Source organism: Bdellovibrio sp. HCB-110, assembly GCF_047323225.1.
In the GTDB taxonomy this organism is placed as follows: Bacteria; Bdellovibrionota; Bdellovibrionia; order Bdellovibrionales; family Bdellovibrionaceae; genus Bdellovibrio.
In genome coordinates this window covers 1,667,189-1,680,261 of sequence record NZ_CP178750.1, presented here as the reverse complement: position 1 = coordinate 1,680,261, position 13,073 = coordinate 1,667,189, and the positions used below count along the sequence as shown (strand labels likewise).

Here is a 13,073-nt window from a genome sequence, read left to right as displayed (position 1 = left end):
AGAATTTAATAAAGGATAGTGCTTATGACGAATGCTCCCAAGGCAAAAATTTATACGCGGACAGGTGACAAAGGGACGACTCGATTGGTGGATGGTTCTTGTGTTGAAAAATTCAATCCTCGCGTCGAGGCCTATGGGACTGTTGATGAACTCAATAGCTCTATCGGTGTCGTTCGTTCCGGCCTTGCGGCTTTTGCTGAACTTCATTCTTTAGATCAGCCTTTGGAGAAAGTGCAAAACGAACTTTTCAATATCGGCAGTCTTTTAGCCACCGAAAAAGACGAAGTTTTTAAAATGCTTCCTCCTATCACGGAAGAGCAAATCCGTTTTTTAGAAGTGCAAATTGACGAACTCACCGTGCAACTTCCCGAACTTCGCAATTTTATTTTGCCGGCAGGTCATCCGATAGCTTCAGCCCTTCACGTGGCACGCACTTGCTGCCGTCGCAGCGAGCGTCGTTCCGCGGAAATTGCCGTGAAAGACGATCGTTACATGATGGCACTTCAGTATCTGAATCGTTTGAGTGATTATCTTTTTGTGGCGGCACGTTGGGCGAATTTAAAAATGGGCCACCATGACGTTCTTTGGAAGAAGACTTAATGAAGTTAGAGATTGCCAAACCCGAGGACTCCAAAGCTCTGGTCGAATTTTTTAAAAACTTTCCGTTGCGTGGACTTGTCGAAATGAAAATTGATCGAGATGGGGATTTTTTTGCGCCCTACTCGATTCAATCCGATCGTCATCTGACTTATCAATTGAAAGACGAAGATAAAATCGAAGGTATTGCAAGCTTTGTGATGCGTGACGTGCTTTTGGATAACAAAGTTCGTCCTGTGGCTTTCGGGCGAGATTTGCGTATTTCCTCCAATCGTCGCGCTATTTTAGAATGGTCTCAGCACTTTTTGCCTGTCATGGAAGAAGTCTTCCACACATTTGGCTGCAAACACCTTTTCTCGGTTTTAAGTATGAGCGAAGTGCAGGCGCTAAATGCGTTTGTTCGACCGCGCACGATGAAACGTCCGTTACCACATTATTACTTATTCCGTCGCTTTAACATGGTGTCAGTCCATGGCCGCTTGCCTTGGGCGCAAAATCCTCTACCGCACTTGCGTATTCGCCGAGGCAGTGCCGCTAACGTCGATGCTTTGATTTATTATATTATCCAGAAGTCCCGCCAGAAAGATCTCTCGACGGTGTGGGATGCACAAAGTTTTCACGACAAACTCGATCGCTGGAAGGGTCTTAAACTTGAGGACTTCCTGATTGCTTTTGATAAGGATGACAACATCGTTGGCTGTGCGGCTCCTTGGTCTTCCGGAGGCATGCAGGATTTTATTCCGATGGAGTATTCTCTGCGCGCCCACAACTTTCGCCAGTTTTTGAAGTTCGGAAAAATGTTGGGATGGACTAGAACTCTAACCAAACCTTACTCACGACTTAAAATTGAAGCCGGATTTAACTTTAAGTATTTGAATTTTCTTTTTGCTGACAACGGCGATATTTTTGAAAGTCTTTTGTGGAAAGCTTACGATGAGGCTCACGATAACGAGTTTATCGTCTATAATCAAATCCGCTCGGAATACATCTACCGCCGTCCACAAAACTGGATCGCTGCGAAAATGCCTTTTGGAGTTTATCTTTTATTAGCACCGGATCAGGAACCGCCCAAGTTTTTACATCCGGGAAATGAAAAGCCGATTGAGATGGAGCCTTTTTTCGCTCTTTAAGCTTGCCTCGGTCGGTCTAAAACAATTCGCAGCGCATAGACGTGAAAGAAAATAAACATCTGCACTGTGAATTTTAATAAGAATGAATACACCGCCACGGACACCGGCCCTGATGATCGTGGTAAAAGCTCACTTGCCGCAAGAATCAAAATACAGACCATAAGATTTATAAAAACAATTCCGTAATGCCGGCGCTCTAAAAATACGACAGGAAAAACAGCGACAATAGCCAGACAGGAATTGATCTGCTGCCCGATCCCAGGAAAGAAAATTCCTAAAACAACCACGAACAACATCAAAGAATTCTGCACTAAAACGGCCGGAATATTTTTTTTGAGATGAAAAAGATAGGCCGCACCCAAGCCTGCCACTGAAATAAAAAGGAGCGCAAGAATACGCCACAGATCAAGGCCAATAATATAATACACTCCGCAGAAGGCGATGCTGGCTACCCACATACTCAGACACATATAAAGACCTAAAAGATTCTGATCGAGGATCGATGCGTCCTCTTTGAACACAGACAACAACTTATTTAGCATAGAATTCTACTTCAGCCTCACACGAAAAAGCCCTCTTTATCTTAGAGTAAAATCCTGGGTTTTCCGCGTTTCCTTTGTGTAATGCCCGTGCTTAATTTTGGCACCCTTGGCAGTTTCTTCGTCTCAAACCCTCCTGGGGTAACTTAAAAGCGGCCCCTGTTTTGCTCCTTTCTTGAATATGATGAAAACCCTCAAACGCGGTCTCATTTTGAAACACTTTGCAAAACTCCTCCTCGGAGCCGCGATGCTATTGGGATTTTCAGTCCATGCCCAGGAAGTGCTGACTCCGGCAAAAACAAATAATAACAATATTTCTTCCGCAGATCGCATCGCCCGCGCGTTGATCAACACCTTGCCTGAGTCCGGAACGAAGAACGGGCTTATGCGCTACTATGAGATCTTAAATCCTCATGCCTACACCAGCGATATGGATGTAGCGATCAACAACACAGGCCTTGCCAACTTCTTCCAATATCATTTTAAAACCAACGCGTGCTTTGCCGAAAAAGCCCTGCGTTTTTATCATGACGTGCGTTCAACGACTCGCAACACCCAAAAAATAAATCCTGAAGAACAGCGCAACAGTCGTCCCTCTTTAGGAGATAAATCTGGTGCTAACCGCGATGATCTTAAAGTCGGCTGGCTCTATGAAAAAGCTTTGAAATACGCCAAAGGAAATTCCAACACGGCTCTCGCTTTGATCGGCATGTGCGGTCATGACGATACGAAACAAGGTGATTTCGTCAATACGGCGGTTGAGGCAAAACTTTTAAGCGAAGGCTTCACCCACGAGTCCCTTTATGTCCCGGGTAAAGACGGCGCCATGGACTCCCCTTGTCCGCCTTTGACTTCGGATTTTTTTATCGCAGGCTCCCTGGGAAAACGTGATGACATTGAGGAAGCCCTTAAAAGAAAAATTTTAAGAACTCAGTATCCCGGCAAAAAATCGGTGCAAATCGCCTCTAAGAATTACCATGTTCTGGGTGCGGCGTTTATGACGTGCCAAATGATCGAAGCGGGACTTTCTCCTTTTCTTGCCGTTCGTGTGGAATCTATGGCGGCCAACCTGTATCGCGGAATTCGCCTGTGTCAGAATATTGAAATTCCAGCCAGTTTATTTTGGAAATTGCAAAGACATCCGGAAGTTCGCAAACGCCCTGCAAGTTATCGTTTTGAAGATGCCGTTATCGCCAAAGCTTTAGAATATGGTCGCGCCAAAACATGTTTTGCGAAAAAAGTAAAAGACGATGCTCTTTGCGAACTTCTGCAAACTGTCGGTGCTCCTTTTGATTTGTCCATACCTCGTCTTGAACAACGCGCGCAAGGCCTGTTGCAAGGATATATGGATAATATGGTGGCCAGTGGCCTTTACGCCTCTTGGCACATCAGTGGTGAAATCGCAGGCGTGAGTCTTCCGTGCTCTCGCGATCAATTGTTTGGCCCACATCCATTTATGAAATGGCTGGTGGCCCAAGCCCAATTGCCTTTGAACATTTGCGGAGGAGGACTCAGTGTTGAATCCTGCCGCAAAGCTTTAGGTACGATCACAAGCTGGGAAATTGATTTTGATTGGACAGTGTCTCAGCACTTGGCGGGGGCGAAGTTCGCCGCCAGTGTGTGCAAAGCTTACCCGCAAGGCAAAACCTCTATGGAAGAGTTCTGCGATTAAGCGGCCTTCTTAATTCCCGTTAAATTCTCTAAATTCCCGATGGTCGTTGTTAGACCTTCCGTTGAATCATTTAAACTGGAAGCTGCCTCAGAAATAGTTTCAGAAGAAGCGGCATTTGTTTGTGTCGCTTGATCCAATTGATTCATGGCTTGCGTGATTTGTGAGACACCCGTGCTTTGTTCCACACTGGCTGTCGCAATTTCATTATTCAAGCCGGCCACTTTATTCACGGAATCGACGATTTTTTTGAGAACTTCATAACTTGAATCCGCCGTCTTCTGACCTTTTTCAATTTGCTCAACACTTTCAGAAATCAAATCTGAAATTTCTTTTGCGGAAGTGGCACTTCTTTGTGCCAAAGCGCGAACCGCATCCGCCACAACCGCAAAACCTTTTCCTTGCTCCCCGGCGCGAGCCGCTTCAACGGCCGCATTCAAAGCCAAAAGATTTGTTTGGAAAGCGATATCGTCAATCACCGTGATAATGTCTTCAATTTTCTTCGAAGACTTCACGATTTCCTGCATGGAACTCATCAAAGAAGCGATTTCACGAGAACCCTCTTCTGCTGATCCCTTAGAGACTTGAGAAAGTTCAGAAGCAAGCTTCGCATTATCTGCATTAAGTTTAATCATACTTGAAAGCTCTTCAAGAGACGCCACAGTTTCTTCTAAAGATGCCGCAGATTCCGTTGAAGCTGCTGACAAAGCAGAACTGGAGCCCGACAAATTCAAAACGAGATTGCGAATTTGCGAGTAAGCTCCTGCTAAAGATTCCGTTTGCATACGAATACCTTGTTTCAGGGAGTTCGACGCCATAAACATGGTGAAAGACAAACCAATGATCATGATCGCAACACTGCCTAGCGCCCATTGAGCATAACTCAAGGCCGCCTCTACAGCCCCTCGCGTACGGGCTTCCAAAACTTTTTCAAATTGATCGATAGGTTCCCCGATAGTCACGATGAATTTGTGATAAGCCTCATCATGCATAAGTTTGCGCGCTAATTCTAAATCCGCATCTTTTTTCACAGTGAACTTGCCCGCATCGTCTTGAAAAAGACCTTTTGCCGCGTTCATCGCGATGGTTTCTGTCACGACAAGGTCATTGGATCTTTTTTCTGCTTCCGCCAAAAGCGCGAACTCCTGCTCAGTGAAGCCTGCCTCTTTCATCAAATCCTTAGAAGACACTTTGCGACCGTCAGAACGAGCTTTCTCTCCGTTACGAACAGCGATGATGTCAAAGTACTCTTGTTCGTACTTTGCATCCCCTGTCACAACGAAAGTTCGCGCCGTGCGAGTCAGGTTTGCTGAATCATCGCGCAGCTCTTGCGCTAAGGTCATAGAAAGAAACTTGGATTCATGAGCCGCATTGAGCTGCTTTTCATAATAAAAAGCCGTTCCGATGCACACATAGAGGGCGAGAATCAAACCGAAGGAAAAGAAATTAAAAAGACGAACTTTGGTGAATACATTCATAGAAAACCTCGAGTTTAAATAGCAACAACTCTTCGGATTCCTAATAAAACACTAAATCAGTCAATCTTGTTTATATGAGGGGGCTTTCGCCCGTCGTGAAAGTTTCTCGAACTTGGGGCCAGAACCAATCCAATTGAGGGTCCGAGGCAATAACGTCTTTAATTAAGACTTTGATATCACCTTTTGTAGAAATCTCGCGACGAAGCCAGATTTCAATTTCATCGTAACCTGGACCAATGATGGTGATCTCTACCTGACTTAAGAAATGCAAAAGATGAAGATCCTGAGTGGCCACAGGCTTCCCTTCTGTTTTTCCCCGGATGAAATTAAGAACTTCATTTTTGATATCAGAGAAACAACGATAGTTGATGCGACGAAGAATAAGATCTGCGCGATGATCGCGATTGATCCAACGCTGGTGCAGTCCTCTTTGTACTAAATTAATAAGGTAATTGCGCAATACACTCGGGACCAGACGAAAATCTTCGTCCGGCAACGCCATCACCTGCATCAAATCAACGTAGCGAGCCGATTCCTGGCCGCGACGAAGGGAGGTGAGTACTTCTGGTATCCTCAAAACTGATTCGCGAATCCCCAGAAGATCAATTCCTGCTCCATCCGTGAAGTAGAGAATTCTCATATCCCTATCATGACCTAACTTTAGGGAATGTGTGTAGAAATTTGATCATTCAAGACCATGGTCTAGCTTGTATTTTTTAGTGCCGATCCCTCGCCTTTTTGATAGGATTTACAGAGGCCCAAGGACTAGGCCCTTACTTAGACAAAGGATTGTACTACTGTGATTTCACGTAACCCGAAGAATCAACGCCCTCCATTTGAAAAATGGTATGCCTACATTCTCTTTGTGTTTGTCGGTTACTGTATCGCCGATCTGGCGATCTTGGCATACAGAGATCGCATGCTTCCGCAATCAGTTCCCCCTGCTCATCCACGATCCGCGCAAATTGATTCCAGTGTGAGCCGTGGTGTTTATAATGGCATCACAAGCCGCAATATCTTTGCTTCCAACGGACAAATTCCCGACGCTTTGGTGGATAAATCCAAAGGTGCTGAAGCGCAAAAAGAAGCCGATCCTGTTCCGTCACAATTGCCTTTGAATCTTATCGGAACTTTGGTTCACTCCAATCCTGAGAAATCCATTGCTGCCATTGAAGTTCGTGGCAAAAATCAAGTTGTCTCTTACAGTCCGGGTAAAGAGATTGAAGGCATGGCTTCGATTCTCAAGGTAGAGCGCCAAAAAGTGATCTTCCGCAATCTGAACTCCAACCGTCTTGAGTATATTGAAATGAAAAAAGACGGCAATAAAGTGGCTTTCGGCGCAGGTGTTAAAGCTGGCGGCGGTGCCCGCGAAGTGATGAAGACCGGCGACAATAATTTCACAATTAAAAGAGCCGATCTTTTGAAATACACGAACGATCTTTCAAGTATTTTGATGCAAGCTCGCGCGGTTCCCAATCGTGAACCAGGCACTGGAAACATCAACGGCTTCCGTCTTTTAGATATGCAGCCTGGCAGTATTTACGAACAACTGGGCTTACAACGCATGGACGTGATTAAGTCTGTCGATGGAACTCCTGTCGACAGCCCGGCGAAAGCAATGGAATTATATAATACTCTGAAAAATTCTCCCAAGGTGACTTTGCAAATTGAGAGAAACGGTAAGAGTGAAACTATGACTTATAATATTCAGTAGCGGCGATAGCCGCACAGAGTGCAGGCAGCTCTGCCGCCGGAACTGAAGTAGCTTTAAATTAATCCTCACGAAAGAGGAGAGGGAAAATGAAAAAAACCGTCAGCATAGGACTTGCTTCATTGATGACAGCCCAGCTCGTGGGCCCCGCTGCAAATGCTCAGTTTGAGGACTTTCCACCTCCTCCACCGCCTCCTGATTTTGGAGACTCCGGAAGCGGCCTTCCGAATCCGAGTGATTCGTTTTCTTCTGGGCCAGCGACTCCCTACACTCCTCCGGGTTCAGACAGTGGTTCAGGCAACAAAGCCGGATCTGCGGATGTTTTGAACAAAAATACGAAAGAGAAATTTTCGAAAGCGTCTATTGAAGACATCAATAGCACAAACTTTCCGGAAACTATCGAGTCTTTCGACTTCCCGAACGTTGAAATCACGGACGTTATTAAAGCGATCAGTGAATTGACAGGAAAGAACTTTATCATTGATCCGGGCGTTCGTGGAAAAATCACGATCATCGCACCATCAAAAATCACAGTGGCGGAAGCTTACAAAGCTTTCTTGTCTGCTTTGGCGATCAATGGTTTCACAGTGGTTCCATCGGGCAGCTTCTTAAAAGTCAAATCAGCAAGAAATGCTCAACGTGACAACATTGAGACTTTCTCTGGCGCCTATTATCCAAATTCAGACCAAATGATCACTCGTATCATTCACTTGAAACATATTTCTGCGGGCCAAGTGAACAGAGATCTTCGCATCCTTCCATCTAAAGATGGGGAAATGAACATCTACGAACCTACGAACTCGATCATCATTTCAGATTACGGCTCGAACATTGACCGCGTGATGAAAATCATCAGCCAACTGGACGTTCCAGGGTTTGAAGAACAACTTGAAGTTATTCCTATTAAGTACGCGAAAGCCAAAGATCTTGCCGACCTCGTCGATAAGATCGTAAATAAAGGCAGCAAAACTCAAGGGGGCGCGCCAGGAACTTTCACAGCCGGCGTTCCGCGCTTCTCTCGCTCTGCAGGAGCAACGTCACAACAAGGTGCAAGCTTCTTTATGGCGATTCCTGATGATAGAACAAACTCTATCATCGTGGTGGGTAATAAATCCGGTATCGTTCGTATTAAAAAATTGATCTCTCAATTGGACTTTAAGATTCGCCCTGAAGAATCTGGCGGTGTTTACGTTTACAACGTGAAAAACGGTGATGCTGAGAAATTGGCACAAACCCTTCAAGGTGTTACAAAAGATGCTTCGCCAAAACCACAAACAGGCGGAAGTCTTCTGTCCCCTATCGGTGCCGGCGGTCAAATGCAAGCTCCGCAAGAGATCTTCGGTGGCGATGTTAAAATCGTCGGCGATAAAACGACAAACAGTCTTATTATCACAGCCAGTAAACAAGACTACGAAGTGGTTCTTAATCTTCTTTCTAAAATCGACATCCCTCGCGATCAAGTTTTCGTAGAGGCGATCATCATGGAGATGAGTGCCAACGACGGAACTTCGTGGGGTATCGGTTACTATAAATACGGCGACTCTGGTTACGGTAAAGTCGGTTTCAACGGTATTGATAACTTAAATACACTTTTAAGCCCGACGGGCGGTAACGGTGCGGTTATCGGTTTCGGTGAAGGTAAAGTGGTTGAAGTCACAGATCCTATCAGCAAAACAAGTTTGAAAATCCCGAATCTTTTGGGCTTTATCAACTTCTTAAAAACAGCGAAAAAAGCCAACATCCTTTCCACTCCTCAATTGATGACTTTGGACAATCAAGAGGGTGAAATCGAAGTCGGTGATAAAGTTGTCGTGGGTTCGAATGCCACAAGCAGCGGAACCAGCGGAACGACGGTCACAACGCCTGTATTTGAAGATGCGACGATCAAGTTGACTCTAAAACCGTTTATCAGCCCAGCGACAAATGCAATCCGCATGGAGATCAAACAACAGGTTTCTCAGCTTTCAACAGCAAGTACTCCGAAAGCGTTCCAAGATTCGACTCAGCCTTTGGCGAAGCGTTCGATCAAAACTGTGATCAACGTGAACAACGGCGACACAGCGATTCTGGGGGGCTTGATGAGAGAGCAAGACATCGAGTCCGTAACGAAAGTTCCTCTTCTCGGCGACATCCCTATTTTGGGTTGGTTGTTTAAGTCTCGCACGATCGTAAAAGATAAAACGAATATGGTTGTGTTCTTGACTCCGAAAATTGTGAGAAACTCTGCGGAATCCAACCAAATCGTATCGAAAAAGTTGGATGAACGTCTTGAATTTATCAAATCTCAGGGCGGAGTTGATCCTTATGGTAAAAAGATGGATGAACTTCATCGCCGTGCTCAGGGTACGAGCTCCGACGTCCCTGCAATTGAAGAGGAATAATTAGAATGGCCTCCGTGGATATTCAAACGATTTTAACTAAAGCGACATCACTAACACAGGATCAAGTGCGTTCTGTGTTAGCCAACCCTTCCGTGGTGAGACCCGTCACCGTAGGAGAAGCTTTAGCTGCGAAAGAATTTTCCACGGCGGATGAAGTCGTCGCCGATCTGTGCAAAGAACTGGGACTCGATTTTATTCGCGACATCCCGGTTAGCGATATCGCCGTCGACTTGATCCGAGACATTCCAATCAACTACGCCAAACAACACAACATCCTTCCTTACAAAGAAGAGTCAGACACTCTGGTTGCTTTGACTAGCAACCCGGTGAACCTGAAGGTGTTGGATGATTTGAAAGTTCTTTTTGGCAAACGCGTCCGCCCGCTCATCACAACGACGAGCCGCGTTCAAGATGCCATCAATAAAGTTTACGAGAAAAGCACAGCGAATCTTTCAGGTCTCGATGAAATCGAAGACGAAGATTACGATCTGGATGATCCGATCGTGGATCTTCTGGAGGCCGGCGAAGACGACGCCCCGGTGATCAAGATGGTGAACAGCTTGATGTTCCGTGCGGTGAAAGAAAAAGCGTCGGATATCCATATTGAACCTTATGAAAAAGACATGGTCGTTCGCTTCCGCACGGACGGTATTTTGTTCGACGTCTTTAAACCACCTAAGAAGCTCCAAAACGCCATCACATCTCGTATCAAAGTCATGGCGAACTTGAATATCGCAGAGAAACGTTTGCCCCAAGATGGTCGTATCCCCTTGAAGGTCGGCGGCAAAGACATTGATATCCGTCTTTCCACAGTGCCGACGGCTCACGGAGAAAGACTGGTCATGCGTATTCAAGATAGATCGAGCATCGTTCTTGAATTACAGCAACTGGGATTTTCGAAAGAAAACTTAGAGCGCTTAGATGATCTTTTGTCTCGCAGCTACGGAATCTTCTTAGTGACCGGCCCGACGGGTTCCGGTAAATCGACGACTCTGTACGGCGCGCTTTCTAAATTGAATAAACCTGACGTGAATATCCTGACTGTGGAAGATCCAGTGGAGCAACGTATCCACGGCATCGGACAAGTGCAAGTGAACTCGAAAATCGGTTTAACCTTCGCAGCCGGTCTGCGCTCGTTCCTTCGTCAAGACCCTGACATCATCATGGTCGGTGAGGTGCGTGACTTGGAAACGGCCGAACTTGCGATCCAAGCGTCCCTCACGGGTCACTTGGTTTTATCAACGCTGCATACGAATGACTCTGCCGGCGCCTTTCCCCGTTTGATTGACTTCGGTGTGGAGCCTTTCTTGATCGCGACATCCATTCAAGGTGTGGTGGCGCAACGTCTTGTGCGTGTTTTGTGCCCGCACTGTAAAGCTCCCTATGAACCTTCTGATTTTGAATTGCAATTGATTGGTGTTTCTAAAGAAGAGGCGAAAAACTCGCACATCTGCCGCGCCATGGGTTGTAATCATTGTGGGCAAAAAGGTTACTCGGGTCGTACGACGATCAGTGAACTTTTGGTTGTTACCGATGACATCCGCTCTTTGATCATGCAAAGAAAAGATGGTAACTCAATCAAGAAGCAAGCTGTTGCCAACGGAATGAAAACATTCCGCGACCACGGCATTCAAAAAGTGCTTGCGGGCATTACAACAATTGAAGAACTAACATCGAATACGCAACTGGATATTTAATATGCCAATTTTTGAGTACAAGGGCCTCACACGCGACGGAAAAAATGTAAAAGGAGTCATCGACTCTGAAAACCTTCGTGCGGCCCGCGCTAAACTCAAAAAAGACAATGTCTACGTCATTGATATCCGCGATAAAAAGAAAGTGGACCCGAAGAAAAAACAGGGGCCCCGCACGACTAAAAAAATCGGCATCAAAGAACTTTCGCTGATGACTCGTCAGTTGGCGACTTTGATTAAAGCCAACATCCCTTTGGTAGATGCGCTGACGGCTGTTTCTGAACAAGTTGAAAATCCGGTTTTATCTGAAGCCATTGCTGACTGTAAAAACATGGTGAATGAAGGTTCTCCCCTTCACAAAGCTTTAGCCAAATATCCAAACATCTTCACAAATATTTATATTTCCATGGTTGAGGCCGGCGAAATGTCAGGAAGTTTGGACGTCATCTTAATGCGTCTTGCAGAGTTCACAGAAGCGCAAGCAGATCTTCGCGCCAAGGTCAGCAGTGCGATGACGTATCCGATTGTCATGCTTGTTGTGACTTTGGGTCTTCTCAGCTTCCTTTTCATTTTCTTGATTCCAAAAATGGTTGTGGTGTTTGAATCTGCACCGAACTTAACTCTTCCTTGGTACACCGTTGCTTTGATTGATGCCAGCCAGTTTATGGTGAATTACTGGTATTTGATCTTCGGAAGCATTCTGATTGTGGTTCTGCTCTTTAGAAACTGGAAGAACACTCCTGCGGGTCGAAATCAGTGGGATGCACTGTCTTTAAAAATGCCGATTGTTGGCCCCACTGTTCGCATGGTGGCCGTTTCTCGCTTCACTCGCACTTTGGCAACATTGCTCAATGGTGGTGTTCCTATGTTAGCTGCCATGGACATCGTTAAAAACGTTGTGAACAATCACGTTTTAGCCGTCGCTATTGATGAAGCGCGCAGCAATATCTCTGAAGGGGAATCCATCGCGGGTCCTCTTAAAAAATCCGGTCAATTTCCGCCGATCGTTATTCACATGGTCAACATTGGTGAAAAAACCGGTGAACTTGAAAACATGCTTTCCCAAGTTTCTGATGCCTATGACTTCCAAGTAAAAACAAAACTTGAAGGTCTCACCAGCTTGATGGGCCCCGTCGTCATCGTCCTCATGGGTTTCGCCATCGGTATGATCGTCATCGCGGTCATGGTTCCGATGTTTGAAATGGCGAATATCGCGGGATAATCGTAGTTCGATCTGCAGAGACAATTGCACGACCTTCCTGGTCGGGAAAGAATGAAAAATGGAAGTCAGCCTTAAAGTAATTCATCAAGTAAAAACCGTAACTCGCCAAAGGTCGAAGGGTAAACTTAATTTAGCCTTGAGTTGAATGACTCCGATACAAACATGAGCACGGAGCTTTACCTCAATACACGCTTCTGCTATTCTCAACATCTGTTAACAAGGAGTAAGTAAGTATGTCTCTTCTTAAGAACCGCAGGGGTATGACTCTTATCGAGATCATGATCGTTCTTGCGATCATCGGTAGTATCGCAGCTCTTCTTTTACCTAACTTGACGGCACAATTTGATAAGTCCAAAGTTAGAGAAACACGCATTAAAATGACTCAAATCGTACAAGCGCTTTCTATGTACTACACAGATTGCGGCAAATACCCTCAGTCATTGGAAGGTCTTGCAAAAGCAGATGCGGATTGCCCGAACTGGGGACCAGAAGCTTATTACAATAAAGGCTTCAAAGACTCTTTCAATCATGACTTCGTGTATGAACTTGAGGGAACTGAATACTCTCTAAAATCTTTGGGTAAAGACGGTCGCGAAGGCGGCTCTGGAAGTGCTAAAGACATTTCGCTTGAAGATCTTGATGCGAAGTAGGA

11 protein-coding genes are annotated in these 13,073 nt (G+C 45.5%); 8 read left to right on the top strand and 3 right to left on the bottom strand.

Features of this window, described 5'->3' with window-relative positions:
- Positions 1-24 precede the first annotated feature (24 nt).
- Together ACL934_RS08015 and ACL934_RS08010 are read left to right on the top strand one after the other, a co-directional pair.
- Positions 25-600 carry a cob(I)yrinic acid a,c-diamide adenosyltransferase gene (locus ACL934_RS08015; protein ID WP_374079693.1) on the top strand — a complete coding sequence of 192 codons (576 nt, stop codon included), beginning with the start codon at positions 25-27 and terminating at the stop codon, positions 598-600.
- Complete coding sequence (locus ACL934_RS08010) at positions 600-1,727, top strand: hypothetical protein (RefSeq protein ID WP_374079690.1); 1,128 nt, start codon at positions 600-602, stop codon at positions 1,725-1,727. The genes ACL934_RS08015 and ACL934_RS08010 overlap by 1 nt, the downstream gene beginning before the upstream one ends.
- On the opposite strand, the gene ACL934_RS08005 is transcribed toward ACL934_RS08010, so the two are convergent.
- On the bottom strand, positions 1,724-2,269 hold the full coding sequence (locus ACL934_RS08005; RefSeq protein WP_374079688.1) for a hypothetical protein: 546 nt from the start codon (positions 2,267-2,269) through the stop codon (positions 1,724-1,726). The genes ACL934_RS08010 and ACL934_RS08005 overlap by 4 nt on opposite strands.
- Before the next feature lie 178 nt (positions 2,270-2,447).
- Here ACL934_RS08005 and ACL934_RS08000 point away from each other — a divergent pair, with 178 nt between their 5' ends.
- A complete protein-coding gene (locus ACL934_RS08000; RefSeq protein WP_374079685.1) occupies positions 2,448-3,938 on the top strand; it encodes a hypothetical protein in 1,491 nt (496 codons plus the stop codon).
- On the opposite strand, the gene ACL934_RS07995 is transcribed toward ACL934_RS08000, so the two are convergent.
- Positions 3,935-5,413 carry a methyl-accepting chemotaxis protein gene (locus ACL934_RS07995; protein ID WP_374079683.1) on the bottom strand — a complete coding sequence of 493 codons (1,479 nt, stop codon included), beginning with the start codon at positions 5,411-5,413 and terminating at the stop codon, positions 3,935-3,937. The genes ACL934_RS08000 and ACL934_RS07995 overlap by 4 nt on opposite strands.
- A gap of 70 nt (positions 5,414-5,483) precedes the next feature.
- A complete protein-coding gene (locus ACL934_RS07990) occupies positions 5,484-6,053 on the bottom strand; it encodes a hypothetical protein (RefSeq protein WP_374079680.1) in 570 nt (189 codons plus the stop codon).
- Positions 6,054-6,212: 159 nt separating this feature from the next.
- Between ACL934_RS07990 and gspC the strand changes: the two genes are divergently transcribed.
- The 5 genes from gspC (at position 6,213) to ACL934_RS07965 (ending at position 13,071) form a co-directional block, all read left to right on the top strand.
- Complete coding sequence (gene gspC / locus ACL934_RS07985) at positions 6,213-7,127, top strand: type II secretion system protein GspC (protein ID WP_413613299.1); 915 nt, start codon at positions 6,213-6,215, stop codon at positions 7,125-7,127.
- Positions 7,128-7,213: 86 nt separating this feature from the next.
- On the top strand, positions 7,214-9,505 hold the full coding sequence (gene gspD, locus ACL934_RS07980; RefSeq protein ID WP_374079673.1) for a type II secretion system secretin GspD: 2,292 nt from the start codon (positions 7,214-7,216) through the stop codon (positions 9,503-9,505).
- Positions 9,506-9,510: 5 nt separating this feature from the next.
- A complete protein-coding gene (gene gspE / locus ACL934_RS07975; protein ID WP_374079671.1) occupies positions 9,511-11,202 on the top strand; it encodes a type II secretion system ATPase GspE in 1,692 nt (563 codons plus the stop codon).
- A 1-nt stretch (position 11,203) separates the two neighbouring features.
- Positions 11,204-12,421, top strand: a complete 1,218-nt coding sequence (gene gspF, locus ACL934_RS07970; RefSeq protein ID WP_374079668.1) for a type II secretion system inner membrane protein GspF — start codon at positions 11,204-11,206, stop codon at positions 12,419-12,421.
- 233 nt (positions 12,422-12,654) lie between these two features.
- On the top strand, positions 12,655-13,071 hold the full coding sequence (locus ACL934_RS07965; RefSeq protein WP_374079666.1) for a type II secretion system protein GspG: 417 nt from the start codon (positions 12,655-12,657) through the stop codon (positions 13,069-13,071).
- Positions 13,072-13,073 lie beyond the last annotated feature (2 nt).

Coding starts and splice junctions, on each gene's coding strand:
- ACL934_RS07990 (WP_374079680.1), bottom strand. CDS start 6,053: ATGAGAATTCTCTACTTCACGGATGGAGCAGGAATTGATCTTCTGGGG.
- ACL934_RS08000 (WP_374079685.1), top strand. CDS start 2,448: ATGATGAAAACCCTCAAACGCGGTCTCATTTTGAAACACTTTGCAAAA.
- ACL934_RS07965 (WP_374079666.1), top strand. CDS start 12,655: ATGTCTCTTCTTAAGAACCGCAGGGGTATGACTCTTATCGAGATCATG.
- ACL934_RS08005 (WP_374079688.1), bottom strand. CDS start 2,269: ATGCTAAATAAGTTGTTGTCTGTGTTCAAAGAGGACGCATCGATCCTC.
- ACL934_RS07995 (WP_374079683.1), bottom strand. CDS start 5,413: ATGAATGTATTCACCAAAGTTCGTCTTTTTAATTTCTTTTCCTTCGGT.
- gspD (WP_374079673.1), top strand. CDS start 7,214: ATGAAAAAAACCGTCAGCATAGGACTTGCTTCATTGATGACAGCCCAG.
- ACL934_RS08015 (WP_374079693.1), top strand. CDS start 25: ATGACGAATGCTCCCAAGGCAAAAATTTATACGCGGACAGGTGACAAA.
- gspE (WP_374079671.1), top strand. CDS start 9,511: ATGGCCTCCGTGGATATTCAAACGATTTTAACTAAAGCGACATCACTA.
- gspF (WP_374079668.1), top strand. CDS start 11,204: ATGCCAATTTTTGAGTACAAGGGCCTCACACGCGACGGAAAAAATGTA.
- ACL934_RS08010 (WP_374079690.1), top strand. CDS start 600: ATGAAGTTAGAGATTGCCAAACCCGAGGACTCCAAAGCTCTGGTCGAA.